30 protein-coding genes and 1 tRNA gene are annotated in these 25031 nt (G+C 64.7%); 25 read left to right on the top strand and 6 right to left on the bottom strand.

Annotation, left to right across the window (positions count from 1 at the left end; all coding sequences use genetic code 11):
* Positions 1-15: 15 nt before the first annotated feature.
* Positions 16-1077 (bottom strand): tRNA preQ1(34) S-adenosylmethionine ribosyltransferase-isomerase QueA, encoded by a 1062-nt coding sequence (gene queA / locus QF040_RS26150; RefSeq protein ID WP_429613438.1) that lies wholly within the window; start codon positions 1075-1077, stop codon positions 16-18.
* 83 nt (positions 1078-1160) lie between these two features.
* Here queA and recG point away from each other — a divergent pair, with 83 nt between their 5' ends.
* Positions 1161-3290, top strand: a complete 2130-nt coding sequence (gene recG, locus QF040_RS26155; RefSeq protein WP_429613439.1) for an ATP-dependent DNA helicase RecG — start codon at positions 1161-1163, stop codon at positions 3288-3290.
* A gap of 103 nt (positions 3291-3393) precedes the next feature.
* Here recG and QF040_RS26160 read toward each other — a convergent pair whose 3' ends face one another.
* On the bottom strand, positions 3394-4026 hold the full coding sequence (locus QF040_RS26160; RefSeq protein ID WP_429613440.1) for a LysE family translocator: 633 nt from the start codon (positions 4024-4026) through the stop codon (positions 3394-3396).
* Between the two features lie 334 nt (positions 4027-4360).
* Between QF040_RS26160 and QF040_RS26165 the strand changes: the two genes are divergently transcribed.
* Positions 4361-7405, top strand: coding sequence for an autotransporter outer membrane beta-barrel domain-containing protein (locus QF040_RS26165; RefSeq protein ID WP_429613441.1), 3045 nt, complete (start codon positions 4361-4363; stop codon positions 7403-7405).
* Between the two features lie 267 nt (positions 7406-7672).
* Here QF040_RS26165 and QF040_RS26170 read toward each other — a convergent pair whose 3' ends face one another.
* Entirely contained in the window at positions 7673-9046 is a 1374-nt protein-coding gene (locus QF040_RS26170) for a chloride channel protein (protein ID WP_429613442.1), read from the bottom strand.
* Positions 9047-9086: 40 nt separating this feature from the next.
* Here QF040_RS26170 and QF040_RS26175 point away from each other — a divergent pair, with 40 nt between their 5' ends.
* The 5 genes from QF040_RS26175 (at position 9087) to QF040_RS26195 (ending at position 13019) form a co-directional block, all read left to right on the top strand.
* Complete coding sequence (locus QF040_RS26175) at positions 9087-9824, top strand: hypothetical protein (RefSeq protein ID WP_429613443.1); 738 nt, start codon at positions 9087-9089, stop codon at positions 9822-9824.
* An 84-nt stretch (positions 9825-9908) separates the two neighbouring features.
* Entirely contained in the window at positions 9909-10874 is a 966-nt protein-coding gene (locus QF040_RS26180) for a LysR substrate-binding domain-containing protein (RefSeq protein WP_013544122.1), read from the top strand.
* A 142-nt stretch (positions 10875-11016) separates the two neighbouring features.
* Positions 11017-11598, top strand: coding sequence for a Dps family protein (locus QF040_RS26185; RefSeq protein ID WP_429613444.1), 582 nt, complete (start codon positions 11017-11019; stop codon positions 11596-11598).
* Positions 11599-11679: 81 nt separating this feature from the next.
* Entirely contained in the window at positions 11680-12540 is an 861-nt protein-coding gene (gene ubiA, locus QF040_RS26190; RefSeq protein WP_429613445.1) for a 4-hydroxybenzoate octaprenyltransferase, read from the top strand.
* Positions 12541-12551: 11 nt separating this feature from the next.
* Positions 12552-13019 (top strand): MaoC/PaaZ C-terminal domain-containing protein, encoded by a 468-nt coding sequence (locus tag QF040_RS26195; protein ID WP_429613446.1) that lies wholly within the window; start codon positions 12552-12554, stop codon positions 13017-13019.
* Positions 13020-13025: 6 nt separating this feature from the next.
* Here QF040_RS26195 and proC read toward each other — a convergent pair whose 3' ends face one another.
* Positions 13026-13883: a pyrroline-5-carboxylate reductase gene (gene proC / locus QF040_RS26200; RefSeq protein WP_429613447.1), complete on the bottom strand. Its 858-nt coding sequence runs from the start codon at positions 13881-13883 to the stop codon at positions 13026-13028.
* Entirely contained in the window at positions 13880-14992 is a 1113-nt protein-coding gene (locus QF040_RS26205) for an esterase-like activity of phytase family protein (RefSeq protein ID WP_429614697.1), read from the bottom strand. The genes proC and QF040_RS26205 overlap by 4 nt, the downstream gene beginning before the upstream one ends.
* Positions 14993-15264: 272 nt before the next feature.
* On the opposite strand from QF040_RS26205, the gene rplN reads away from it, so the two are divergent.
* The 18 genes from rplN (at position 15265) to QF040_RS26295 (ending at position 24188) form a co-directional block, all read left to right on the top strand.
* Complete coding sequence (gene rplN / locus QF040_RS26210; RefSeq protein WP_013544116.1) at positions 15265-15633, top strand: 50S ribosomal protein L14; 369 nt, start codon at positions 15265-15267, stop codon at positions 15631-15633.
* Positions 15634-15646: 13 nt separating this feature from the next.
* Entirely contained in the window at positions 15647-15979 is a 333-nt protein-coding gene (gene rplX / locus QF040_RS26215) for a 50S ribosomal protein L24 (RefSeq protein ID WP_013544115.1), read from the top strand.
* An 11-nt stretch (positions 15980-15990) separates the two neighbouring features.
* Entirely contained in the window at positions 15991-16530 is a 540-nt protein-coding gene (gene rplE / locus QF040_RS26220; RefSeq protein WP_013544114.1) for a 50S ribosomal protein L5, read from the top strand.
* A 7-nt stretch (positions 16531-16537) separates the two neighbouring features.
* Entirely contained in the window at positions 16538-16843 is a 306-nt protein-coding gene (gene rpsN / locus QF040_RS26225; RefSeq protein WP_013544113.1) for a 30S ribosomal protein S14, read from the top strand.
* A gap of 20 nt (positions 16844-16863) precedes the next feature.
* Complete coding sequence (rpsH, locus tag QF040_RS26230; protein WP_429613448.1) at positions 16864-17259, top strand: 30S ribosomal protein S8; 396 nt, start codon at positions 16864-16866, stop codon at positions 17257-17259.
* 24 nt (positions 17260-17283) lie between these two features.
* The gene (gene rplF, locus QF040_RS26235; protein WP_429613449.1) at positions 17284-17817 is read left to right on the top strand and encodes a 50S ribosomal protein L6; all 534 of its coding nucleotides are present in this window, start codon (positions 17284-17286) and stop codon (positions 17815-17817) included.
* Between the two features lie 14 nt (positions 17818-17831).
* Positions 17832-18197: a 50S ribosomal protein L18 gene (gene rplR / locus QF040_RS26240; RefSeq protein ID WP_041944073.1), complete on the top strand. Its 366-nt coding sequence runs from the start codon at positions 17832-17834 to the stop codon at positions 18195-18197.
* 18 nt (positions 18198-18215) lie between these two features.
* Positions 18216-18734 (top strand): 30S ribosomal protein S5, encoded by a 519-nt coding sequence (gene rpsE / locus QF040_RS26245; RefSeq protein ID WP_013544109.1) that lies wholly within the window; start codon positions 18216-18218, stop codon positions 18732-18734.
* Between the two features lie 25 nt (positions 18735-18759).
* A complete protein-coding gene (rpmD, locus tag QF040_RS26250; protein ID WP_009124818.1) occupies positions 18760-18945 on the top strand; it encodes a 50S ribosomal protein L30 in 186 nt (61 codons plus the stop codon).
* Positions 18946-18956: 11 nt separating this feature from the next.
* Positions 18957-19388, top strand: a complete 432-nt coding sequence (gene rplO / locus QF040_RS26255) for a 50S ribosomal protein L15 (RefSeq protein WP_042577479.1) — start codon at positions 18957-18959, stop codon at positions 19386-19388.
* 27 nt (positions 19389-19415) lie between these two features.
* The gene (secY, locus tag QF040_RS26260; protein ID WP_013544107.1) at positions 19416-20729 is read left to right on the top strand and encodes a preprotein translocase subunit SecY; all 1314 of its coding nucleotides are present in this window, start codon (positions 19416-19418) and stop codon (positions 20727-20729) included.
* Between the two features lie 75 nt (positions 20730-20804).
* Entirely contained in the window at positions 20805-20918 is a 114-nt protein-coding gene (gene rpmJ, locus QF040_RS26265; protein ID WP_013544106.1) for a 50S ribosomal protein L36, read from the top strand.
* A gap of 23 nt (positions 20919-20941) precedes the next feature.
* The gene (rpsM, locus tag QF040_RS26270) at positions 20942-21307 is read left to right on the top strand and encodes a 30S ribosomal protein S13 (protein ID WP_013544105.1); all 366 of its coding nucleotides are present in this window, start codon (positions 20942-20944) and stop codon (positions 21305-21307) included.
* A gap of 12 nt (positions 21308-21319) precedes the next feature.
* Entirely contained in the window at positions 21320-21724 is a 405-nt protein-coding gene (gene rpsK / locus QF040_RS26275) for a 30S ribosomal protein S11 (protein ID WP_009124825.1), read from the top strand.
* Between the two features lie 128 nt (positions 21725-21852).
* Positions 21853-22476, top strand: coding sequence for a 30S ribosomal protein S4 (gene rpsD, locus QF040_RS26280; RefSeq protein ID WP_013544104.1), 624 nt, complete (start codon positions 21853-21855; stop codon positions 22474-22476).
* Between the two features lie 139 nt (positions 22477-22615).
* On the top strand, positions 22616-23605 hold the full coding sequence (locus QF040_RS26285) for a DNA-directed RNA polymerase subunit alpha (RefSeq protein WP_009124827.1): 990 nt from the start codon (positions 22616-22618) through the stop codon (positions 23603-23605).
* An 89-nt stretch (positions 23606-23694) separates the two neighbouring features.
* Entirely contained in the window at positions 23695-24093 is a 399-nt protein-coding gene (gene rplQ / locus QF040_RS26290) for a 50S ribosomal protein L17 (RefSeq protein WP_013544103.1), read from the top strand.
* Between the two features lie 18 nt (positions 24094-24111).
* Positions 24112-24188, top strand: a tRNA-Met gene (locus tag QF040_RS26295).
* Between the two features lie 110 nt (positions 24189-24298).
* Here the strand turns inward: QF040_RS26295 and QF040_RS26300 are convergent.
* Positions 24299-24946 (bottom strand): HD domain-containing protein, encoded by a 648-nt coding sequence (locus QF040_RS26300; protein ID WP_429613450.1) that lies wholly within the window; start codon positions 24944-24946, stop codon positions 24299-24301.
* Between the last annotated feature and the right edge of the window lie 85 nt (positions 24947-25031).

Genomic DNA, 25031 nt, shown 5'->3' on the forward strand with positions numbered 1-25031 from the left:
GGTTGGTAAGCGAAATTATATCGATCGTGAATGCGGGGTGTTTGCGCGTGCCAGCAGCATGGCGTCGCCATAGCTGAAGAAGCGATAGCGGTTCGCGATGGCGTGGGCGTACAGCGCCATCACCCGCTCGTAGCCCGCGAAGGCCGAGACCAGCATCATCAGCGTGCTCTTGGGCAAATGGAAGTTGGTGACCAGCACATCGACGTGCGCGAAGGCGAAGCCCGGCGTGATGAAGATGCGCGTGTCGCCCGTGGCCTCGCCGCTTTGGGCCCACGATTCGAGCGTGCGCACGGTGGTCGTGCCGACCGCCACCACTCGGCCGCCGCGTGCCTTGCATTCGGCAATGGCGCGCTGCGTAGCTTCGGGCACTTCGTAGCGCTCGGCATGCATCGTGTGCTCGGCGATGTTCTCGGTCTTCACCGGCTGGAAGGTGCCGGCGCCCACGTGCAGCGTGACGTTCGCGCGCTGCACGCCGCGCGCTTCGAGTGCGGCCAGCAGGCCTTCGTCGAAGTGCAGTGCAGCGGTCGGCGCGGCCACCGCGCCGGGCACGCGTGCGAACACGGTCTGGTAGCGGCTCTCGTCGTCGGCCGAATCGGTGTGCGTGATGTAGGGCGGCAGCGGCACATGGCCGCAGCGTTCCATCAGCATGTAGGGGTTCTCGCCCGTGTCGCTCTCGAAGGCAAAGCGGAACAGCGCGCCGTCCTCCTCGGGCCATCGGCCCAGGAGCGTCGCGCGAAAGCCGCCGACCATTTCCAGTGTCGTTCCCACAGGCGGCTTCTTGCTGACCTTCATGTGCGCGACCACCTCCTGGCCCTGCAGCACGCGCTCGACCAGCAGCTCGAGCTTGCCGCCGGTCGGCTTCTCGCCGAAGAGGCGCGCCTTGACCACCCGGGTGTCGTTGAAGACCAGCAGGTCGCCCGCGCGCAGCAGCGAGGGCAGGTCCTTGAAAATGCGGTCGACCGGGGCGTCCCCCGTGCCGTCGAGGAGACGGGAAGACGTGCGTTCGGAGGCCGGGTGTTGCGCCACCAGCTCGGGTGGCAGGTCGAAATCGAAATCGGAAAGCGTGAAGGCGCGCATGGTGCTTGAGGGCCGGACGGGCCCGTGCCAAGGAGGCATGGGAAAGGGAGGAAAAGGAGGCGGGAGCCGGGCAGAATTGTCCCATGCCCGCTGCCGCGAAGTCCCCGCCCCCCGAAAAGCCCGTTGCGGCGCCCGCTGCCGCGTCCGCCGCGCCGGGTTCGGGCCTGAGCCTCGTGCAGCGCGCCCTGCGCAAGCTCGGCCTCGTGCGCGACATCGATTTCGCGCTCTACCTCCCGATGCGCTACGAGGACGAGACCCGCATCGTCAGGCTCGCCGACACGCGCGACGGCGACATGGCGCAGGTCGAGGGCGTGGTCACCGAGTGCGAGGTGGTGTATCGCCCGCGCCGTCAGCTGATCGCCACCATCGACGACGGCAGCGACACCTGCCAGTTGCGCTTCTTCAACTTCTACCCGTCGCAGCAGAAGCAGCTCGCGGTCGGCGCGCGGGTCCGCGTGCGGGGCGAGATGCGCGGCGGCTTCGTGGGGCGGCAGATCATGCATCCCACGGTGAAAGCCGCGGGCACCTCGCTGCCGGAGGCGCTCACGCCGGTGTATTCGACCGTGGCCGGTCTCGCGCAGCCGGTGCTGCGGCGCGAGGTGCGATCGGGCCTCGCACGCGCGGTGCTCGACGAGACGATTCCGGTGCAGATCGGCCTGCGCGGCGCCTGGGACCTGCGCAGCTCGCTCACCTTCCTGCACTACCCCACGCCCGACGTGGCGATGGCGACGCTCGAAGACCACAGCCACCCGGCCTGGCAGCGCATCAAGGCCGAGGAGCTGCTCGCCCAACAGCTCTCGCAATTGCAGGCCCGCATGGAACGCGCGGCCCAGCGCGCCCCGGTGCTGCCTTCGTCGCCGGAGCCCGTGGCGACTTCGCTGCATGCGCAACTGCTCGCGGTGCTGCCTTTCGGCCTGACCGGTGCGCAGCAACGCGTGGGCGAGGAGATCACGCGCGACCTCGGCCGCGAGATTCCGATGCACCGGCTCCTGCAGGGCGACGTCGGCTCGGGCAAGACTGTGGTGGCGGCGCTCGCGGCGGCGCGTGCCATCGACGCGGGCTTCCAGTGCGCGCTGATGGCGCCGACCGAAATCCTCGCGGCGCAGCATTTCGGCAAGCTCGTGGGCTGGCTAGATCCCTTGCTGGCCGAGCGCGGCCTGCGCGTGGCCTGGCTCACCGGCAGCCAGAAGAAGAAAGAGCGCGATGCGATGTCTGCCGCGGTCGAGAGCGGCGAGGCCGCGCTGGTCATCGGCACGCACGCGGTCATCTCGGAGAAGGTGCGCTTCAAGAACCTCGCGCTCGCGATCATCGACGAGCAGCACCGCTTCGGCGTGGCGCAGCGGCTCGCATTGCGCGGCAAGGCGGTGGGCCACCTCGAACCGCACCTGCTGATGATGAGCGCCACCCCGATTCCGCGCACGCTCGCGATGAGCTACTACGCCGACCTGGACGTCTCCACGCTCGACGAGCTGCCGCCCGGCCGCACGCCCATCGTCACCAAGCTGGTGGCCGATCACCGGCGCGACGAGGTGATCGACCGCATCCAGGCGCAGATCGCGCAGGGCCGGCAGGTCTACTGGGTATGTCCGCTGATCGAGGAGAGCGAAGCGGTCGACCTGCGCAACGCCACCGAGACGCGCGACGAACTCGCCGGAACGCTGGGCGAGACCGTCCATGTCGGCCTGCTGCATTCGCGCATGCCCACGGCCGAGAAGCAGGCGGTGATGGCCGCCTTCACCGCCAACGAGATTCAGGTGCTGGTGAGCACGACGGTGATCGAAGTGGGCGTCGATGTGCCGAACGCCTCGTTGATGGTGATCGAGCATGCGGAGCGTTTCGGGCTTTCGCAGTTGCACCAGTTGCGCGGGCGCGTGGGGCGCGGCGCGGCGGCTTCGGCTTGCGTGCTGCTCTACGCGCCGGGCGACAGTGGCCGCGTGGGCGAGGCGGCGCGCGCGCGGCTCAAGGCGATGGCGGAGACGGGCGACGGCTTCGAGATCGCGCGGCGCGACCTGGAGATCCGGGGACCGGGCGAGTTCCTGGGCGCGCGGCAGTCGGGTGCGCCGCTGTTGCGCTTCGCCGACCTGACCACCGACACGCTGCTGCTCGACTGGGCCCGCGAACTCGCGCCGGTGATGCTCGAGAAGCACCCCGATCTGGCCCAACGACACATCGACCGCTGGCTCGGCACCAAGGCCGAGTACCTGAAAGCCTGAGCGAGCCAACTCAAGGTCGGCGAGCAACAAGAATCCGTTCACGCTGAGCTTGTCGAAGCGCTGCGCGAGGCTTCGACAAGCTCAGCCCGACGGGCGTGTGAAATCAGGAGGTGGGCCGGCGCGTGAAGGCGAGGATCAACCCGAAGCCGACCATCATGCTGCCGCTCACCTTGTTGAACCAGCGCATCGCGCGGCTGCCGTTCGCCAACCGGCGCATGCGCGCACCCAGCATCGCGTAGAGCGCGATCGCGACCAGCTCGAACACCAGGAAGGTCGCACCCAGCAGCACATAGCTGGAGGCGTAGGCACCGGGCACAACGAACTGCGGAAAGAACGCGGTGAACACCAGGATGGCCTTCGGATTGCCGGCCGCCACGGTGAACTCCTGCCGCGCCAACGCGCGCAGCGAAGGCGGCGCGGTGATGCCCTGCGATTGCACATCGGCCGTGGGCGCCGGTGCGCGCAAGAGACGAATGCCGATCCACACGAGGTACGCCGCGCCGATGTACTTGATGACATCGAAGGCCAGCTCCGAGGCCACCAGCACCGCGCCCATGCCCAGGCCCGCGACGGCGATCATGAGCGCGAAGGCCACGAGGCGCCCGCTGGCCGCGATCACCGCGGGCGAGACGCCGTGCCGCGCACCGTTGGTGACGGACAGCAGGTTGTTGGGGCCGAAGGCCATGTTGATGGCAAAGCAGGCCGGAAGGAACAACAGGTACGTGGACAAGCTCATGGTTGCATCCTGCTACGCAGATAACTGCGATGACGAAGGTTCGCCATTATCCGCAGCCCCGCGGATGTGTACGACGAAAGCCTGCAGATGCAACAAAGCTGCATTAGCGCCACGGTATTTACGCGGGGTTCTTGTCGCACGACTTGTTTTCTAGACTGCGCCGCGATGCTTTTCCGCACGGCTTTGGTGGGCTGTGCGATGCCGCATTTTTCTTCAGACTTTTTCGCTACTGGTCCGCGTCTTGCACAGGTTCTTGCGCGTGTCATGCACGCGTTTCGAAGAGCGATTCGCACGCTGAATATTCCAACAACACACTGCACGGAGGACAGTCGCCATGACTTCCAAGAGGATGAACAGACTCGCACTCGCCATGGCCCTCGCCGGCCTGGCCACGCACCAGGCATGGGCCATCCAGACCTATGCCGGAGACCCCGGAATGATCGGCGCGCCAGCCAGTTGGCGCACCGCCGAATTCATGCGCGATTGGGGCCTCGTCGCGATGGGCACCGAGTACGCCTACGCGGCGGGCGTCAGCGGCGCGGGCATCAGGATCGGCGAGGTCGATTCGGGCTACGACGCCTCGCACCCCGAGTTCCCGGTTTCGCGCTATCACGGCGTGCTGGTGGGCGCGATTCCCGGCGCCTACGACGGTGCCTACAACGACCGTCACGGCACGCACGTCGGCGGCACCATCGCCGCGAGCCGCGATGGCGGCGCGGCCGTGCAGAACATGCATGGCGTGGCTTTCAACGCGGACCTCTTCGTCGCCAACACGGCCAAGACCGACGGCGCCAACTTCGGGCGGCCGCTGCCCGGCGACTCGGCGGTCATCACCGTCGACAATCAGCACATCGCCGATGCCTACCGCGCGGCCAACGCGCAGGGCGTGCGCATCATCAGCACGAGCTGGGGCAGCCCGCCGGCCGGCGAGCAGTACAACACCCTCGCGCAGCTGCACACCGCCAACGGCTACTACGTGGCCAACAACACCTGGATCCAGGGCGCGTTCGATGCCGCGAAGACGGGCACGCTGATGGTGTTCAGCGCCGGCAACGGCGGCTGGCTCAACCCGAGCCCGCGGGCGGCGGCGCCGTACTTCAATCCCGAGCTTGAAAAGAACTGGCTCGGGGTTTCCGCGCTGAGCGCCATCGGGCAGAGCTTCAACGCCGACGGCTCCATCAACGTGCCGGGCACGCAGCGCTACAACAAATGCGGTGTGGCGAAGTGGACTTGCGTCACGGCGCCGGGCCACCTGATCAACGGCACCGTGCTGGCCGGCGGCTATGCGTCCTTGTCGGGCACGTCGATGGCCGCGCCGCACGCCTCGGGTGCGCTCGCGCTCATCATGGAGCGCTTCAGCTACATGACCAACGAGCAGGTGCTCACCGTGCTGAAGACCACCGCGACCCAGAACGCGACCATCGTCGATGCGGCCGGCACCGGCACGATGGCCAACCCCGAGGCGGGCCAGCAGGTGAAGGTGCCGGACGTGGTCAACGGCTGGGGCACGCCGAGCCTGCGGCGCGCGATGAACGGGCCGGGCCAGTTCATCGGGCCGTTCGCGGTCAACACGCAGGGGCAGAGCGACACCTGGTCGAACGACATCTCCGATGTCGCGATCCGGGCGCGCCGTGCGGAAGACGCCGCCGAGGCCGCCGCCTGGGAAACGACCAGGCAGACGCGCGGCTGGACCGCGGGCCTGCCCGGCGGCGCGAGCGATGCGGACCGCAGCGAATACGCCACCGGCGTGGCGCGTGAAGCCGCGCGCAGCACGCGCGTCTACCAAGGCAGCCTGGAGAAGCTCGGCGCCGGCACGCTGACCCTGAGCGGCCAGAACAGCTACACGGGCAGCACCGCGGTGAACGGCGGCACGCTCAGGGCCGGCGCGGTCAACGCCTTCAGCGGCGCATCGGCGCACAGCGTGGGCGCGGGCGGCACGCTCGACCTCGCGGGCTTCAGCCAGAAGCTGCCCTCGCTCGCGAACAGCGGCGTGGTCTCGCTGGTTGGCGCTGCGCCGGGAACGACGCTCACCATCACCGGCGCCTACGTGGGCAACAACGGCACGTTGCGGATGGGCATCGTCCCGGGAGTCGGCAGCCCTGCGAGCGACCGGCTGATCTTCGATGGCGCGGGTGCGAGCGCCAGCGGCCGCACGTTGGTGCAGATCGCCAACTTCGGCAGCCTCGGCGCCATGACCATCGGCAACGGCGTCGAACTCATCAGCGCGATCAATGGTGCAACGACGACGGCGCAGACGACCAAGGATGCCTTCGCGGTCGCGGGCGGCCATGTGGATGCGGGCGCCTACGAGTACCGGCTGTACGCGGCCGACGTCAATGGCGCAGGTGAAAACTGGTATCTGCGCTCGGCGGCGCCGTCTTTGGGATCGCAAATTCCCACCTACCGCACCGAGGTCCCGATGCTCGCCGCATTGCCCGAGCAACTGCGCCAGGGCAACCTCGCCATGCTGGGCAGTTCGCGCGCGCGCATGGGCGACGAAGACGCCCGGGTCGGCCGCAACGATGCGGGCGACGAGAGCGGCGCGCCGCTGCGCAGCGCTTGGGGCCGCGTCATCAGCACGAACCTGAAGATCAGCCAGCAAGGCACCGTGAGCCCGAGGAGCGAGGGGCAACTCACGGGTCTGCAGGCCGGTACCGACCTGTGGGCCAACCGCAACTGGCGCGCCGGCGTGTACGTCGGCCGGCTCGAAGGCGATGCCCGCACCCGCGGCTTCGCACGCGGCGTGTTCGACCTCGCCGTCGGCAGCAACGACCTGCGCAGCGACTACCTCGGCCTGTATGGCGGCTTCACGAGCGACGGCGGTTTCTACGCCGATGCGGTGCTGCAAGGTGGCCGTCACCGCTACACGGCAGGGCCTCTCGACAGTTCGCCTTCGGCTTCCGGCAAGGGCAAGAGCACGCTGCTGTCGCTGGAGGTGGGTCAGAGCTTCGCGCTCGGCAGCGACTGGAAGATCGAGCCGCAGTTGCAGCTGGTGCATCAGCGCCTGAACCTCGACGACGTATCGCTCTCCGGCGCCCGCATTTCGCAGGACACCGACAGCGGCTGGACGGTTCGCGCCGGCGTGCGGGTCAAGGGACAGATCGCCACCGGGGCCGGCCTGCTTCAGCCGTACGCGCGGCTGAACGTCTATCGCACCTCCAGCGGCACAGACGTGGCGCGCTTCATCGGCCCCGCGGGCTGGACCGACATCGGCACGCGCACCGGCGGCACCAGCACCGAGTTCGCAGGCGGCGCCACCTTGGCCGTCGGCGAGCGGACCAGCCTGTACGCGGAAGTGGGCAAGCTCTTCGCCTCGGGCGGCGACGCGCGCGTGAAGAGCGGCATCAACGCCAGCGTGGGCATGCGCGTGAAGTGGTGAGCGGGCAGGCGCGTGGGCCTGCGCTCTGTCAGTCAGTCGCCCAGCACCGTCGGTCCGGAAGCCAGGTGTTCGATCAGGATGGACGCCGCCACCGGCAGCGGGCGCCGGCGCTTGATGCAGATCGCGACGTTGTCGGTGTGCATGCCTGCCGGCGCCATTGCCCTCGAATACAACGCCACGACAGTACTCAACCAGGATGCGTTGAAGCGCGTGCTGGAACGAACTGCAGCGTGAAGGGATGCAGCCCTAACTAAGTGCCGTCGCTCGTCAAGACGATGAGGGGCCGGCCGCTGGCGACGATGACGACGGCGACGCCTGCACCGGCTCCGATGTAGCGATCGCCTTGCCGACCATGTGCTCGGCCAGCGTGTCATAGAGCGGACGGCTGATCATGCGGGAGATCAGGCTGGCCAGCATCGCCGCGGCCATCAGGCTCAGCACCATCGCGTGGCCGTCGACCATCTCCATCACGATGATGAAGGCGGTGAGCGGCGCCTGCGTCACCGCGGCCAGAAAGCCCGCCATGCCCAGCGCGATCAGTGCGGGCCCCAGGTCGCTGCTGGCCAGGTGCGCCACGGCATCGCCGATGCCCGCGCCGATGGACAGCGATGGCGCGAAGATGCCGCCCGGCACGCCGCACCAGGCAGTGAGCCAGGTGGCGACGAACTTGAGCACGGTGTACAGCGGCGTGAGCTCGTCGTGGCCCTGCAGCATCTGCTTGACGGCTTCCGAGCCGGCACCGAAGGTGACGCCGCCCGTGACCAGTCCGATCACCGCCACCGCCAGCCCGCCGAGGGCCGCGAAGCGCACGGGAAACCGGGCGCGCCAGCGATTGAGCCGCTCGGGCGCGCGCGTGAGCGAGGCGATCAGCAGCCGGGCGAAGAGGCCGCCTGCCGCGCCTGCCAGCAGCGTGACCAGCAGGCCGGGGCCCATCGCGTCCCAACCCAGGCGTGGCACGCGGATCACGCCGAAGTAGCTGGTGTTGCCGAAGGCCGAGACGGCCACCAGGCCCGCGAGCACGATGGCCGTGATGATGAGGCCGGAGGAGCGCGCTTCGAGCCGGCCCGACAGCTCCTCGATGGCAAACACCACACCCGCCAGCGGTGCATTGAAGGCGGCCGCGATGCCCGCCGCGCCGCCCGCCACCAGCAGCGCGCGGCCGTCGATGGTGGTGTTGGGCGAGAGCCAGCGGCGCGCGTGCTGCATCACGCCGGCCGCCACCTGCACCGAGGGGCCTTCGCGGCCAATCGACAGCCCGGCTGCAAAGCCGGCCACGCCGAGGCCGATCTTGGCGACCGTGAGCCGCAGCGAGGCGAACATGAAGCGCCGTTCGTCGGGCAGCGCGGGGTGCAGCGCCGCCTTGATCTGTGGAATGCCCGAGCCGCTCGCGCCGGGAAAGAAACGCAGCGTGAACCAGACGATGCCGGCCGTGATCATCGGGGTGGTGACCAGCACCGCCCACGGCCATGCGCGGTAGAAGCGCTGGAAACCGCCGAAGACCCAATCGCTGGCCAGCGTGAACCCCACCACGAACAGCCCGGCCGCGATGGCGTAGCCCAGCACGATGGCACGGTCGAGCCAGATGCGCCCGCTCGACAGTTCGGCGCGCAGATGCTCAAGAAAGTTCGGTTCGTGATTCATATGCAGGGTCAGTTTACGCACGGCCCTCTGAACGGAAACGATGGCCTCGCTGACAAGTCCCGATCTGGGCGCGCTTCAGGGCGCCAACTTCATAATCCGGGCCTTCCAGAAAAACCAACAAATCGGAACGCCCGTGAGTGCTGCAGATTTTCTCTTGTCCCCCGCCGTGCAACAGCTCCTGCGGGTCGTCTACGCAGACCCCGATCGCGCGTTCTCGGCGAGTGAGCTGGCCCAACGCACGAAGCAGGCGCCGGACGTGGTCGACCAGACGCTGCAGCATCTCGTCACGAGCGGCATCCTTGCAAGGCAGAAGGTGCCGGCGGATCAGCCCGAGGCCGTCAAGGCGGACCGCTCGTTCATCTTCTATCGCGAACTGCGCAGCATCGCGCTGAAGTCGTTCGCCGCGGCCGAGCCGATCCGCGCCATGCTGCGCGCGAAGTTCAAGGACTCGATCGTGCGCGCCTTCATCCTGGGAGAGGACGAGGACAACGTCATCGAGGTCCTGATCGTGCATGGCGCAGTGGTGCCCGACCAGGCTGCGATGACGGCGGCCTGCCAGAAGCTGTCCAAGACCCTTCATCGGCATTTGCAGGTGCACGTGATTTCGATGGCGAGGTTCAATGGCCTGACAGATCGAGACGCACTCGCCGCGAAACTGGGCGCCGCTTCGACGTTCGAGATCATTGCGCCTAAAGACACCAAGGCGCAGTTGCCCGTCGAGCGGCTCGGCCTGCTGCAAAGCGCGAAAAAGAAGCTGGCTGCGCTGTCTCGCTCCTAGCATCGAGGCGGCCCGCATGCGAGGGTGGGCCGTACCCCCTGACAACGCCGGGTCACGAATGCTTGCGCATAATTGACGCAAGCTATGACTCTCACAGAACTCAAATACATCGTCGCAGTAGCCCGCGAACGGCACTTCGGCAAGGCGGCCGAGGCCTGCTACGTCTCCCAACCGACCCTCTCTGTGGCCATCAAGAAGCTCGAGGACGAGCTCGAGGTCAAGCTCTTCGAGCGCAGCGCAGGCGAAGTGACCGTCACGCCGCTCGGCGAGCAGATCGTGCAGCAGGCGCAAAGCGTGCTCGACCAGGCAGCCAGCATCAAGGAGATCGCCAAGCGCGGCAAGGACCCGCTGGCCGGCCCACTGAACCTGGGCGTGATCTACACCATCGGCCCGTACCTCTTGCCCGACCTGGTGCGCCAGGTGATCGCGCGCACGCCGCAGATGCCGCTGGTGCTGCAGGAGAACTTCACCGCCAAGCTCCTGGAGATGCTGCGCGCCGGCGAGATCGACTGCGCCGTGATGGCCGAGCCTTTTCCCGACACCGGTCTTGCGATGGCGCCGCTGTACGACGAGCCCTTCATGGCTGCGCTGCCGGTCAATCACAAGTTCGCCGGACGCGAATCGATCACCTCCGAAGAGCTGCAGAGCGAGACCATGCTGCTGCTGGGCACCGGCCACTGCTTTCGCGACCATGTGCTCGAGGTGTGCCCCGAGTTCGCGCGCTTCTCCAGCAATGCCGAAGGCATCCGCAAGAGCTTCGAGGGCTCGTCGCTCGAAACCATCAAGCACATGGTGGCCTCGGGCATGGGCGTGACGCTGGTGCCGCGCCTGTCGGTGCCGGCCGAGGCGCTCAAGCCCAAGGGCAAGGGCAAGAAGGAGTCCGACCAGATGGTGCGCTACCTGCCGGTGCGCGATGCGAACGACCGTGATCCGCCCACGCGCCGCGTGGTGCTCGCGTGGCGCCGCACCTTCACGCGCTACGAGGCGATCGCGGCGCTGCGCAATGCGATCTATGCGTGCGAGCTGCCAGGCGTCAAGCGCCTCTCCTGAAAGGGAAGGCGATTGGCGGCCTCGGCCTACGCGGGTGCTGTTTTGAATCCTTCATCGCTGGGATAGAGTGACGCTGTTGCGAAGCCGCGCGCCGGCTTCGAAAATCGTCCAGTCCTCCCAACTTGAAGAAAGACCATTCGCCATGGCCAAAGCTCCAAAGAAAACCAAGCCAGCATCAACCCCCTCCTCGGGCAAGGTGCCCAAGAAGGGCGGCGCGACCGTCGCGCAGGAGTCCGGCAGCCGCAACGCGCCGATCATCAACATCGGCATCGAGCGCCAGGACCGCGCGGCCATCGCCGAGGGCCTGAGCCGCGTGCTGGCCGACACCTACACGCTGTACCTCACGACCCACAACTTCCACTGGAACGTGACGGGTCCGCACTTCAACTCGCTGCACGCGATGTTCATGGGCCAGTACACCGAACTCTGGACCGCGACCGACGTGCTCGCCGAACGCATCCGCGCCCTCGGCCACTACGCGCCGGGTTCGTACGCCGAGTTCAGCAAGATCTCCACCGTGCCCGACGTGCCGCAGACCCCGCCGAAGGCGATGGAGATGGTGCGCATCCTGGTCAAGGGCCACGAGACGGTTTCGCGCATCGCGCGCGAATTCATTCCCGTTGCGGAAGAGGCCGGTGACGACCCGACCGCCGACATGCTGACTGCGCGCTGCACGGTGCACGATCAAACTGCCTGGATGCTGCGCTCGCTGCTCGAGGACTGAGTCGGCAGGCATCCCGGAATCCGGGAAGCGAAAGCTGGAGCGGCACAATGGCCGCTCTTTTTTCGTCCGCCTTTTTGTCGCATGCTCGCACGCCGTCTCGCGCTCTACCTTGATCTGATCCGCTGGAACCGCCCTGCCGGCTGGCTGTTGCTGCTCTGGCCCACGCTGGGCGCGCTCTGGTTCGCGGCCGACGGCTGGCCGGGTTGGCATTTGGTCGTGGTGTTCACGCTCGGCACTTTCCTCATGCGCAGCGCGGGCTGCTGCGTCAACGATGTGGCTGACCGCGACTTCGACCGCCATGTGAAGCGCACCGCCCAGCGGCCCGTGACCAGCGGCGCGATCTCGGTCAAGGAAGCGCTCGCGCTCGGCGCCGTGCTGGCGTTGATGGCCTTCGGGCTGGTGCTCACCACCAACCGGGTGACGGTGCTGTGGTCGTTCGCGGCGCTGGCCATCACGCTGATCTATCCCTTCGCCAAGCGCTTCGTGTCGATCCCGCAGGCGGTGCTGGGCATTGCCTTCAGCTTCGGCATTCCGATGGCCTTTGCCGCGGTGCAGGCGACGGTGCCTGTGTTCGCCGCGTGGCTGCTCGCCGGCAACCTGTTCTGGGTGCTGGCCTACGACACCGAGTACGCGATGGTCGACCGCGACGACGACCTGAAGATCGGCATGAAGACCTCCGCCATCACCTTCGGCCGCTTCGACGTGGCTGCGGTGATGCTGAGCTACGCGATCTTCCTGGCGGTCTGGGCGTGGGCCGGTGCCAGCCGGTCGCTGGGCGTGTTGTTCTTCGCGGGCATCGCCATCGCCGCGGGGCAGGCGCTCTGGCACTGGCGACTGATTCGCGATCGGACCCGCGATGGCTGCTTCAAAGCCTTCCGGCTGAACCACTGGCTGGGTTTCACGGTGTTCGCCGGCGTTGTTGCCGGCTACGTCATTCGTTGAAGGAGCCGCGCATGCTTGATCGCCTGACGCAGAAGATCGGCCAGGAGGGCCTGTCCGAATGGCACGTCATCACGCAGGAGATGGTCGACCGGTACGCGGTGCTGTCGGGCGATGGCGAAGGTGAGTGGATTCACCTTGATCCGGAGCGCGCGGCCCGCGAGACGGATTACGGCGGCACGATCGTGCCGGGCTTCTTCCAGGTCGCGCACCTGATCCGGCTGACCGGCGAAGCGATGCGCACGCTGCTGCCCTTCGATTCGAACCACGCGCTGAACTACGGCTTCGATCGCCTGCGCTTCGTCAGGCCGATGCCGGTGGGTGCGCGCTTCCGGGCACGCGTACGCATCCTCGGCGCGACGCCCAAGGGCGAAGACGGTTTCCTGCTGAAGGAAGAGGTGCTGCTCGAACTCGAGGACGGCACCGTCACGCTGGCGGCCGAGTGGCTGTTCTTCCTCGGGCCGCGCGCGCTCCCCGGCTGACCCGCTTCAACCGCGCCCGAATTCCTCGCCCAGCTCGGCGGCCCGCTTCTGCGCGGCGCGAATGGCGGTCTTGAACTGCGCCTTCACGTCCGCGCTTTCCAGCGAGGTGATCGCCGCATAGGTCGTGCCGCCCTTGGAGGTCACGCGCTCGCGCAGCACCGAAGGCGGTTCGGTCGCGCTGTGTGCCAACGCCGAGGCGCCGGTGAAGGTGCCGATGGCCAGGCGCTGCGCCTGGTCGGGCGACAGCCCCATCTCGACGCCGGCCTCGGTCATCGCCTCGATGAAATAGAACACGTAGGCCGGCCCCGAGCCGGACATGGCGGTGACCGCGTCGAGCGCAGGTTCGGCATCGACCCAGAGCAGCTCCCCCGTGGGCGTCAGCAGCTGGCTGACGAGGGCGCGATCGGCGCCGGTGACATCCGGCCGCGCGAACAGGCCGGTCATGCCCTGGCCGACCAGCGCGGGCGTGTTGGGCATGGCGCGCACCACGCGCTCGGTGCCCAGCCAGCGGGCGATGCTGTCCGACGGAATGCCCGCGGCCACGCTCAGGTGCAGCGCGTCCTCGGCGAATGCGCGCACCGGCTTGGCGGCGTCGGCGAAGGTCTGCGGCTTGACGGCCCACACCACGACGGCGCAGCGCGAGAGCGCCTCGCTGGCCTCGGCCTGCGCGGTGATACCGAAGGACTGGGCGAGCTTCGTGCGTGCCGCCTCGAAGGGCTCGACCACCTCGAACGCGGCGGCCGGGGTGCCTTGCTGGATCAGTCCGCCGATGATGGCGCTCGCCATATTGCCGCCGCCGATGAAGGCGATGGGCGGCAGCGGCGCGGGGGCGGTGCGGGGCAGGAAGGTCACGGCGATGGTCATGGTCGGTCGATGTATTCGAAGGCGGCGAACTGGGTCACTTGCAGCGGATTGAAATTGTCGTCGCTCACGACCACCAGCAGGCGGTTGCCGTTGGGCAGCGGCGGGCCCCAGCACATGCCCTCGGTGTTGTCGAGGCGGGACAGGCCGAGCGCGGCGAAGTCGGCCACCAGGGTTTTGGTGACGGGCTTGTGGTTGCCTGGCGCGAGTGCGTCGACCTGGAGCACATCGCTGGCGGCGCGGGTGTCGATCTCGTAGAGGCGCAGCGAATTGCCGGTGCCGGCGGCGTACGCGCGCTCGAGCACCAACATGCGGTGCGCATCGAGCATCAGCGCTTCGCTCACGCCGTTGTCTGCGTAGCTGCCGGGGATCAGGGGACGCAAGGGAATGGCATCGGGGACGTAGGCGAACTGGCGGGTGGCTTGGCCCGTCTCCAGGTCGACCTGGGTGAAGCGGCAGGGGCCGCCGGGCGTACCGATGGTGGGAATGGGGCCGTCCTGGATCAGCGCGTTTTCCATCGAGAGCCAGGCGAAACGGCCGTCGGGCGTGAGGGCGATGCCTTCGAAAGTCAGGTTGTCGCGCGGGCCACGGCGCTGAGTGGGATCGGGCGTGAACATGGCGGGCAGGGCGAATTCGCGCAAGAAGCGGCCGTCGCGTGCCGATTCATACAGTGCGGGGCCGAAACCGCGGGCAATGTCGCCTTCGCTGGTCCAGAGCAAAGTGCCGGCGGAGGGGCGCAGGCGGATGGCTTCGGGGTCGGGGACCGGGAGCCCGCTCACTGCGTGGCGGCGGTCGGGCCAAGGGCCGCCCCCGGGGCGTTGCAGTTGAACAACGCCCGCTGGCTCCGGCTGAGCAACCTGCGGCTGCGGCCAGCGAGCCGTGTAGTAGCGGACGGGAGCCAGGTCTGACCTGTCATCGCTGATAAGCATGTACTCACCTCGTGAGCTGTCGTAGTCGATGCCCGAGAGGCCGCCCACTGTGGTGTCTTCTATATGCAGCCTGTGCGCCCAGCGGGCCTCGGCGATTCGCCGCAGGCGCCCCGTGTCCGGAATCGGCGTCGCGCTTCCGCATCCGGTGAGACCCAGCGCCAGCGCGGCAACCGTGCCTCTCAGGAGGCTGCGGCGGGCGGGGAACGGGGGCGAAAAAGGGGTTTTGGCAGTGGCGCGCACGCCTCGAAGTCTAGTGCCAGCACGTGATGGTGTAATGAGTCGGTTGACATCGGCAGAAGTGCCTGCAATAATCGCGGGCTTCGCTTCCAAAAGGCGAAGCTTTCAGCCCAAAGCGGAAGTGCCTCGAGTGGTTCGAGGTGCCAACGACGGGCCCAAGACTGACCGCGGTGTCTCCCTCCTGGAGGCTCATCGGTACAAGTTGGGAATATCAAGAAATGATCCAAACTGAATCCCGGCTCGAAGTGGCCGACAACACGGGCGCGAAATCCGTCCTGTGTATCAAGGTGCTCGGTGGCTCCAAGCGGCGTTATGCCAGCGTGGGCGACGTCATCAAGGTCAGCATCAAGGAAGCCGCTCCACGTGGTCGCGTCAAGAAGGGCGAGATCTACAGTGCAGTGGTGGTCCGTACCGCCAAGGGCATCCGTCGCGCTGACGGCTCGCTCGTGAAATTCGACAGCAACGCAGCCGTGTTGCTCAACGCCAAGCTGGAGCCTATCGGCACCCGCATCTTCGGACCGGTGACGCGCGAGCTGCGCACCGAAAAGTTCATGAAGATCGTGTCGCTGGCACCTGAAGTTCTGTAAGGACAACAACGCCATGAACAAGATTCGCAAAGGCGACCAGGTCATCGTGTTGGCCGGTCGTGACAAGGGCAAGCGCGGCACCGTCTCGCTTCGCAAGGACGACTCGCACGTCGTCATCGAAGGCCTGAACCTCGTGAAGAAGCACACCAAGCCGAACCCGCTCAAGGGTACGACCGGTGGCATCGTCGAGAAGTCCATGCCCATTCACCAATCCAACGTGGCGATCTTCAATGCCGCGACCGGCAAGGCCGATCGCGTGGGCATCAAGGTCACCCAGGGTGCTGACGGCAAGCGCGTGGCTGTTCGCGTCTTCAAGTCCAGCGGCGACGAAATCAAGTTCGCCTAAGAGGTACTCACATGGCACGTCTCCAACAACACTATCGCGAAAAGATCGCGAAAGACCTGACGGAAAAGTTCGGCTACAAGTCGCCGATGCAGGTCCCCCGCCTCACCAAGATCACCCTGAACATGGGTGTGGGTGAAGCAGTCGCCGACAAGAAGGTTCTCGACAACGCTGTCGCCGACCTGACCAAGATCGCCGGCCAAAAGCCCGTGGTCACCAAGTCGAAGAAGGCTATCGCCGGTTTCAAGATCCGCGAAAACCAGCCGATCGGCTGCATGGTCACGCTGCGTGGCGTGCAGATGTATGAGTTCCTGGACCGTTTCGTGACCATCGCGCTGCCGCGTGTTCGCGACTTCCGCGGCATCTCCGGCCGTGCGTTCGATGGCCGTGGCAACTACAACATCGGCGTCAAGGAACAGATCATTTTCCCTGAGATCGAGTACGACAAGGTCGATGCCCTGCGCGGTCTCAATATCAGCATCACGACGACGGCCAAGACCGACGAAGAAGCCAAGGCGCTTCTCGCTGGTTTCCGTTTCCCGTTCAAGAACTGAGGCGAGCATGGCTAAACAATCTTTGATCCAACGCGAACTCAAGCGTGACAAGCTGGTTGCCAAGTTCGCTGCGAAGCACGCAGAACTGAAGGCGGCTTCCAACGACCTGAAGAAGAGCGACGAAGAACGCGCAGCTGCTCGCCTGGGCCTGCAAAAGCTTCCGCGCAACGCGAACCCGACCCGTCAGCGCAACCGTTGCGCCATCACTGGTCGTCCGCGTGGCACCTTCCGTCAATTCGGTCTGGCCCGCGCCAAGATCCGCGAACTGGCTTTCAATGGCGACATCCCCGGTGTCACCAAGGCCAGCTGGTAAGCCAGGCAGGAGCAAACAACATGAGCATGAGTGATCCCATTGCCGACCTGCTGACGCGTATCCGTAACGCGCAGATGGTGGCGAAGCCCACCGTGTCGGTCCCGTCTTCCAAGGTGAAGATCGCGATCGCACAAGTCCTGAAGGACGAGGGCTACATCGACGGCTTCCAGGTCAAGACCGAAGCCGGCAAGAGCGAACTTGAAATCGTCCTGAAGTACTACGCTGGCCGTCCGGTCATCGAGCGCATCGAGCGCGTGAGCCGTCCTGGCCTGCGTGTCTACAAGGCCAGTGCTTCCATTCCGCAAGTCCAGAACGGCCTCGGCGTTGCGATCGTCACGACCCCCCGGGGCGTGATGACCGACCGCAAGGCGCGCGCCACCGGTGTCGGCGGCGAAGTTCTGTGCTACGTCGCCTAACCGAGACATCGAGGAGTCACTGAAATGTCCCGAGTAGGAAAAATGCCGATCACCATCCCCGCAGGCGTGGATGTGTCGATCAAGGAAGACCAGATCAGCGTCAAGGGCACGGGCGGCACGCTCAACCTTGCACGCAACCCCCTGGTCAATGTCGTCAGCAATGACGGCAAGCTGAACTTCGAACCTGCCAACGAATCGCGTGAAGCGAATGCGATGAGCGGCACGATCCGTCAGCTGGTGAACAACATGGTGGTTGGCGTGACCAAGGGCTTCGAGAAGAAGCTCAACCTGGTCGGCGTCGGCTACAAGGCCGCAGCGTCCAACAACAAGTTGAACCTGCAAGTCGGTTATTCGCACCCGGTCAACATCGACATGCCGCAAGGCATCACGGTGGCCACCGCGACCCCGACCGAAATCGTGATCAAGGGTGCTGACCGTCAGCGCGTTGGTCAAATCGCCGCTGAGATCCGCGCTGTTCGTCCGCCTGAGCCTTACAAGGGCAAGGGCATCCGTTATTCGGACGAGAAGATCGTGATCAAAGAGACCAAGAAGAAGTAAGGGGCAGCAAAATGATGTTGACCAAAAAAGCACAGCGTCTTCGCCGCTCGCGCCAGACCCGCATCCGCATCGCGACGCAGGGCGTGGCCCGTCTGACGGTGAACCGCACCAACCTGCACATCTATGCCACCGTCATCTCCGACGACGGCACCAAGGTGATTGCAACCGCATCGACGGCAGAAGCCGAAATGCGTACCTCGCTCGGCGGTTCGGGCAAGGGCGGCAACGCCGCTGCAGCCACCGCCGTCGGCAAGCGCATCGCTGAAAAGGCGAAGGCTGCCGGCGTCGAGAAGGTCGCCTTCGACCGCGCAGGTTTTGCGTACCACGGCCGCGTCAAGGCGCTGGCCGAGGCGGCTCGCGAAGCCGGTCTGCAGTTCTAACCGGACACGAGATTCAAAATGGCAAAGATTCAAGCAAGAACGCAGAACGAAGGCCCTGAAGACGGTTTGCGCGAGAAGATGATCGCGATCAACCGCGTCACCAAGGTGGTGAAGGGTGGTCGTATCCTCGGTTTCGCAGCACTCACCGTGGTGGGCGACGGCGAAGGCCGCGTCGGCATGGGCAAGGGCAAGTCGAAGGAAGTGCCTGCTGCAGTGCAGAAGGCAATGGAAGAAGCCCGTCGCAACCTGGCCAAGATCTCGATCAAGAACGGCACGCTGCATCACCGCGTGACGGGTCACCATGGCGCCGCTTCGGTTGTCATGATCCCCGCCCCGAAGGGTACCGGCATCATCGCCGGCGGCCCGATGCGCGCCGTGTTCGAAGTCATGGGCATCACCGACATCGTGGCCAAGAGCCATGGTTCGTCGAACCCCTACAACATGGTTCGCGCCACGCTCGACGGGTTGAAGAACTCGACGACCGCGTCCGCAGTGGCTGCCAAGCGTGGCCTGACCGTCGAAGAAATCTTCGCTTAAGCGCAAGCCTGAAAGAAGCATTCAAATGACGACGCAACAACAAACCCTCAAGGTGCAATTGGTCAAGAGCCCGATTGGCACCAAGGAATCGCATCGCGCGACCGTGCGTGGCCTCGGCCTGCGCAAGCTCAACAGCGTGAGCGAGCTGCAAGACACCCCGGCGGTGCGCGGCATGATCAACAAGATCAGTTATCTGGTCAAAGTTCTGTAAGAGAGACTGATATGGAACTCAATGGCATCAAGCCGGCAGCCGGCGCCAAGCACGCCAAGCGCCGCGTTGGCCGCGGTATCGGCTCGGGCATCGGCAAGACCGCAGGTCGCGGTCACAAGGGCCAGAAGTCGCGCGCTGGTGGCTTCCACAAGGTTGGTTTCGAAGGCGGCCAAATGCCGCTGCAACGTCGCCTGCCCAAGCGTGGTTTCAAGTCGCACCTGCTGAAGTTCAACGCCGAAGTCACGCTGACTGCCCTCGAGCAGCTCGGTCTGGCCGAAGTGGATGTCCTGGCACTGAAGCAAGCTGGCCTCGTGGGCCAGCTCGCGAAGGTCGTCAAGATCGTCAAGACCGGTGAACTCACCAAGGCCGTCAAGCTGACGGGCGTGGGTGCAACGGCTGGCGCCAAGGCTGCGATCGAAGCGGCCGGCGGCAGCGTCGCCTGATCACCATCGGACTGAAAGAAGTTCTTCGTGGCAACTAACGCGGCAACGATCGCAAAAACAGGCAAGTTCGGCGACCTCCGTCGTCGGCTCGTCTTTTTGCTGCTCGCGCTCGTGGTCTACCGGATTGGCGCGCACATTCCTGTGCCGGGTATCAACCCGGACCAGTTGGCAGCGTTGTTCCAGGGCCAGCAGGGCGGCATTCTGAGCCTGTTCAACATGTTCTCGGGCGGGGCGCTGTCGCGCTTCACCGTGTTCGCGTTGGGGATCATGCCGTACATCTCGGCGTCGATCATCATGCAGTTGATGACCTACGTGCTTCCGACCTTCGAGCAATTGAAGAAGGAAGGCGAGGCCGGCCGCCGCAAGATCACGCAGTACACGCGCTATGGCGCGCTCGGTCTGGCTCTGTTCCAGTCGTTCAGCATCGCAGTGGCCCTCGAATCGTCGGCTGGTCTGGTGATCGCCCCCGGTTTCGGCTTCCGCCTGACCGCCATGGTGAGCCTGACGGCAGGTTCGATGTTCCTGATGTGGCTCGGCGAGCAGATCACCGAACGCGGCTTGGGCAACGGCATCTCGATCCTGATCTTCGCAGGCATCGCGGCAGGTTTGCCGAGTGCCGTGGCAGGTCTGGGTTCGCTGGTGACCACCGGCGCGATGAATCCGATCGTTGCGCTCTTCATCATCGCGGTGGTGGTCCTGGTGACCTACTTCGTGGTGTTCGTCGAACGCGGCCAGCGCAAGATCCTCGTGAACTATGCACGGCGCCAGGTTGGCAACAAGGTCTATGGCGGCCAGTCGTCGCACCTGCCCTTGAAGCTGAACATGGCCGGTGTGATTCCGCCGATCTTCGCTTCGTCGATCATCCTGCTGCCCGCAACGGTGGTTGGCTGGTTCAGTACCGGTGAAGGTGGCTTCCGCTGGATCAAGGACATCGCCAACGCACTGCGTCCGGGCGAGCCGATCTACGTGCTGCTGTACGCTGCAGCGATCGTTTTCTTCTGCTTCTTCTACACGGCACTCGTGTTCAACAGCAAGGAAACGGCCGACAACCTGAAGAAGAGTGGTGCATTCATTCCTGGCATTCGCCCGGGTGACCAGACCGCTCGCTATATCGACAAGATTCTGGTTCGCCTGACGTTGGCCGGCGCGGTGTACATCACCTTCGTCTGCCTGCTGCCCGAGTTCCTGATCCTGAAGTACAACGTACCGTTCTACTTCGGTGGTACCTCCCTGCTGATCATCGTGGTCGTCACGATGGACTTCATGGCCCAGGTGCAAAACTACATGATGTCCCAGCAGTACGAATCGCTGCTGAAGAAGGCGAACTTCAAGACATCGTAGGGCCGTGAGTTTCAGTATTGAGAATATTGGGTGTGGGCGGTGTACCGCCACGTTAAACAGTTTTAGGAGAATGAAATGAGAGTTTCGGCTTCGGTCAAAACCATCTGCCGTAATTGCAAGGTCATCCGCCGTAAAGGTGTGGTGCGTGTGATTTGCACCGACCCGCGCCACAAGCAGCGCCAGGGTTGATTGAAGAGTATTAGAGGACGCACATGGCACGTATTGCTGGCATCAACATTCCGCCGCACAAGCACGCTGAAATCGGCCTGACCGCCATTTTCGGTATCGGTCGCACCCGCGCCCGTCAAATCTGCGAAGCGAGCGGCATCGAATATTCGAAGAAGATCAAGGATCTGACCGACGCCGATCTCGAGAAGATCCGCGATCAGATCGCTCTGTTCACGATCGAAGGCGATCTGCGTCGCGAGACGACGATGAACATCAAGCGTTTGATGGACATCGGCTGCTATCGCGGCTTCCGTCACCGTCGCGGCCTGCCGATGCGCGGCCAGCGCACGCGCACCAATGCCCGCACCCGCAAGGGTCCGCGCAAGGCTGCGCAGTCCCTGAAGAAATAAGGATAGACCAGCATGGCTAAAGCACCTGCAAACAACGCCGCACAGCGCGTTCGCAAGAAGGTTCGCAAGAACGTTGCGGACGGTATCGCCCACGTGCATGCCTCGTTCAACAACACCATCATCACGATCACCGATCGCCAGGGCAACGCCCTGTCGTGGGCTTCGTCGGGTGGCCAGGGCTTCAAGGGCTCGCGCAAGTCGACCCCGTTCGCTGCGCAGGTCGCTTCCGAAGTGGCCGGCCGTGCTGCTGTCGAACAAGGCATCAAGAACCTCGACGTCGAGATCAAGGGCCCCGGCCCCGGTCGCGAATCGTCGGTGCGCGCACTGGCTGCGCTCGGCATCCGGATCAATTCCATTGCCGACGTGACGCCCGTTCCGCATAACGGCTGCCGTCCCCAGAAGCGTCGCCGCATCTGATCGTCAGTCCGCAAGGCGCAGCCAGCTTTCGAGCGGCTGCGCATTTGTTTTTTAACTAAGCCCACCGCCATCAGCGTCTCGCCGATGGCTCCCGCAGGCAACTGCGGCAGATACACAAAGGAATACTCGTGGCACGCTACCTCGGCCCCAAGGCCAAACTTTCCCGCCGTGAAGGCACCGACCTGTTCCTGAAGAGCGCCCGTCGCTCCATTCAAGACAAGGCCAAGTTCGATTCCAAGCCCGGCCAGCACGGTCGTACTTCGGGTCAGCGCACGTCGGACTACGGTCTGCAACTGCGTGAAAAGCAGAAGGTCAAGCGCATGTACGGCGTGCTGGAAAAGCAATTCCGCCGCTACTTCGAAGAAGCCGACCGCCGCCGTGGCAACACCGGCGCCAACCTGCTGTTCATCCTCGAATCGCGCCTGGACAACGTCGTCTACCGCATGGGCTTCGGCTCGACCCGCGCTGAAGCACGCCAACTCGTGTCGCACAAGGCGATCACGGTGAACGGCCAGTCGGTCAACATCCCGTCATACCTGGTCAAGACCGGCGACGTGATCGCCGTGCGCGACAAGTCGAAGAAGCAGACCCGCATTGCCGAAGCGCTCCAGCTGGCCCAACAAGTCGGTATTCCGGCTTGGGTCGAAGTGAACGCCGACAAGGCCGAAGGCACGTTCAAGAAGGTGCCCGATCGCGACGAATTCGCAGCCGACATCAACGAATCGCTGATCGTCGAACTCTATTCGCGTTGATTTTTTTGTTCCCGCACGCCTGGCGTGTGTGGGAAACAAGTTTTTGTTGTTCACGTTCCTGCCCCGTGCTTTGCTGCGGGTCAGGTGCTTCACCAGCCTTACCGGTGTAACGAGCCGGGGGTATTGAGAGGAAGTCTGCATGCAAACCACCCTGCTGAAACCCAAGACCATCCAGGTCGAGCAACTTGCCGCCAACAAGGCCAAGGTGACGCTCGAGCCTTTCGAGCGCGGCTACGGCCACACGCTCGGCAACGCGCTGCGTCGCGTTCTGCTGTCGTCCATGGTCGGCTACTCGGCCACCGAAGTCACGATCGCTGGCGTTCTGCATGAGTACTCGTCGATCGACGGCGTGCAGGAAGATGTCGTCAACATTCTTCTGAACCTCAAGGGCGTGGTGTTCAAGCTCCACAACCGCGACGAAGTCACGCTGAGCCTGCGCAAGGACGGCGAAGGCCCGGTCCTCGCATCGGACATCCAGACCCCGCACGACGTCGAGATCATCAACCCCGACCACGTGATCGCGCACCTGTCGCAAGGCGGCAAGCTCGACATGCAGATCAAGGTCGAAAAGGGTCGCGGCTACGTGCCCGGCACGATGCGCCGCTACGCCGACGAGCCGACCAAGTCGATCGGCCGCATCGTCCTCGACGCGTCGTTCTCGCCCGTCAAGCGCGTGAGCTACACGGTCGAAAGCGCCCGCGTCGAACAGCGTACCGACCTGGACAAGCTCCTGGTCGAGATCGAAACCAACGGTGCCATCACCGCTGAAGATGCGGTTCGCGCCTCGGCTAAAATCCTGGTCGAGCAGCTGGCAGTGTTCGCACAACTCGAAGGCGGCGAACTGGCTGCATTCGATGCACCGGCACCGCGCAGCGCACAGCAATTCGACCCGATCCTGCTGCGCCCTGTCGACGAGCTCGAGCTCACCGTGCGTTCGGCGAACTGCCTGAAGGCCGAGAACATCTACTACATCGGTGACCTGATCCAGCGCACTGAAAACGAGCTGCTCAAGACCCCGAACCTGGGTCGCAAGTCGCTCAACGAAATCAAGGAAGTCCTCGCTTCGCGCGGCCTGACCTTGGGTATGAAGCTTGAAAGCTGGCCGCCGGCCGGTCTCGACAAGCGTTGATTTTTGTTTTTTGAATTGAGCCCATGAGGGCTCGTGCCCGGGCAGTACCTGATACGGCTGCCTGTTTAATAAAGTAAAGGAAAAGCACCATGCGTCACGGACACGGACTTCGCAAACTCAACCGCACCAGCTCGCACCGCCTTGCGATGCTGCAGAACATGATGAATTCGCTCATCGAGCATGAAGTCATCAAGACCACGGTCCCCAAGGCCAAGGAACTGCGCCGCGTCATCGAACCGATGATCACGCTGGCCAAGAAGCCCACGCTCGCCAACAAGCGCCTGGCCTTCGACCGCCTGCGCGACCGCGACAGCGTCGTCAAGCTCTTCGCCGATCTGGGCCCGCGTTTCGCGGCACGTCCGGGCGGCTACACGCGCATCCTGAAAATGGGTTTCCGCGTGGGCGACAACGCACCGATGGCTCTGGTCGAGCTGGTCGACCGTCCTGAAATTAAAGAAGCAGATGCCGAGCAAGGCGCTGCTGAATAAGGTATAATTCCATCTTGCCGCGCGATGGAGCAGCCTGGTAGCTCGTTGGGCTCATAACCCAAAGGTCGCAAGTTCAAATCTTGCTCGCGCAACCAATTTAAAAGGCCCTTTGAAATTCAAAGGGCCTTTTTTCTTGGGTCGGTGAATTGAATGAGTCAAGCCCTCGCAATGAGGGCTTTTTTATTTCTCGGATTTCCGCGATTTCTCATCCGTGCCAGGCCGAGCATCGAATCACGCTGCAGAAATTGCCGCGGTGAAAGTGCGGCTCCTTGTCCGCGATCACGTCGGCCTTCACGTTGCCGAACGTGGTATCCGGCTTGTATTTGATGCCGTCGTAGAAGGCTTGGATGATGTCTTCCTTGAAGTGCTCGGTCCGAGGGTGCGCATGCACGACCTGTGTACGCTCGGCCTCGCTGTACTCCGGGTAGGTCAGTCCGAGGACGTCCATTTCGACACCGGCCGTCACCAGCGCCACGATCGGGTGCATGTGCTGCGGAATCCCCGGCGTCGTGTGCAGCGCGATTGCCGTCCAGACCAGGTCGACATCCTGTTGCGAGATCCCGTGCCCGCGCAGGAAATCCCGCGCCACATTCGCCCCATCGACTTCGAAGCGCTCGCCCGCGCTGCTGTGCGCCTGCACCAGCCCCATGTCATGGAACATCGCGCCCGCATAAAGCAATTCCGGATCGAAGCTCAGACCGCGGCGCTTGCCGGCCAGCGCGCCGAAGTAATAGACCCGGCTGGAGTGATGAAACAGCAGCGAGGGCGCAGTGTCCCGGACCACCTCGGTGATCTCGCGTGCAAGCTTGCTGTCGGGGATGCGGACCCCTTCGATCGTCGTCGTCAAAGCCATGTGGATTTCTCCTGTGAGTGTCGGAACAACTTTAGGAGTCGGCTACAGTGTCTTCAACAGACGTGAGGCGGCAATTTCTGCCATT

Source organism: Variovorax sp. W2I14 (assembly GCF_050435205.1).
Taxonomy (GTDB): domain Bacteria; phylum Pseudomonadota; class Gammaproteobacteria; order Burkholderiales; family Burkholderiaceae_C; genus Variovorax; species Variovorax paradoxus_C.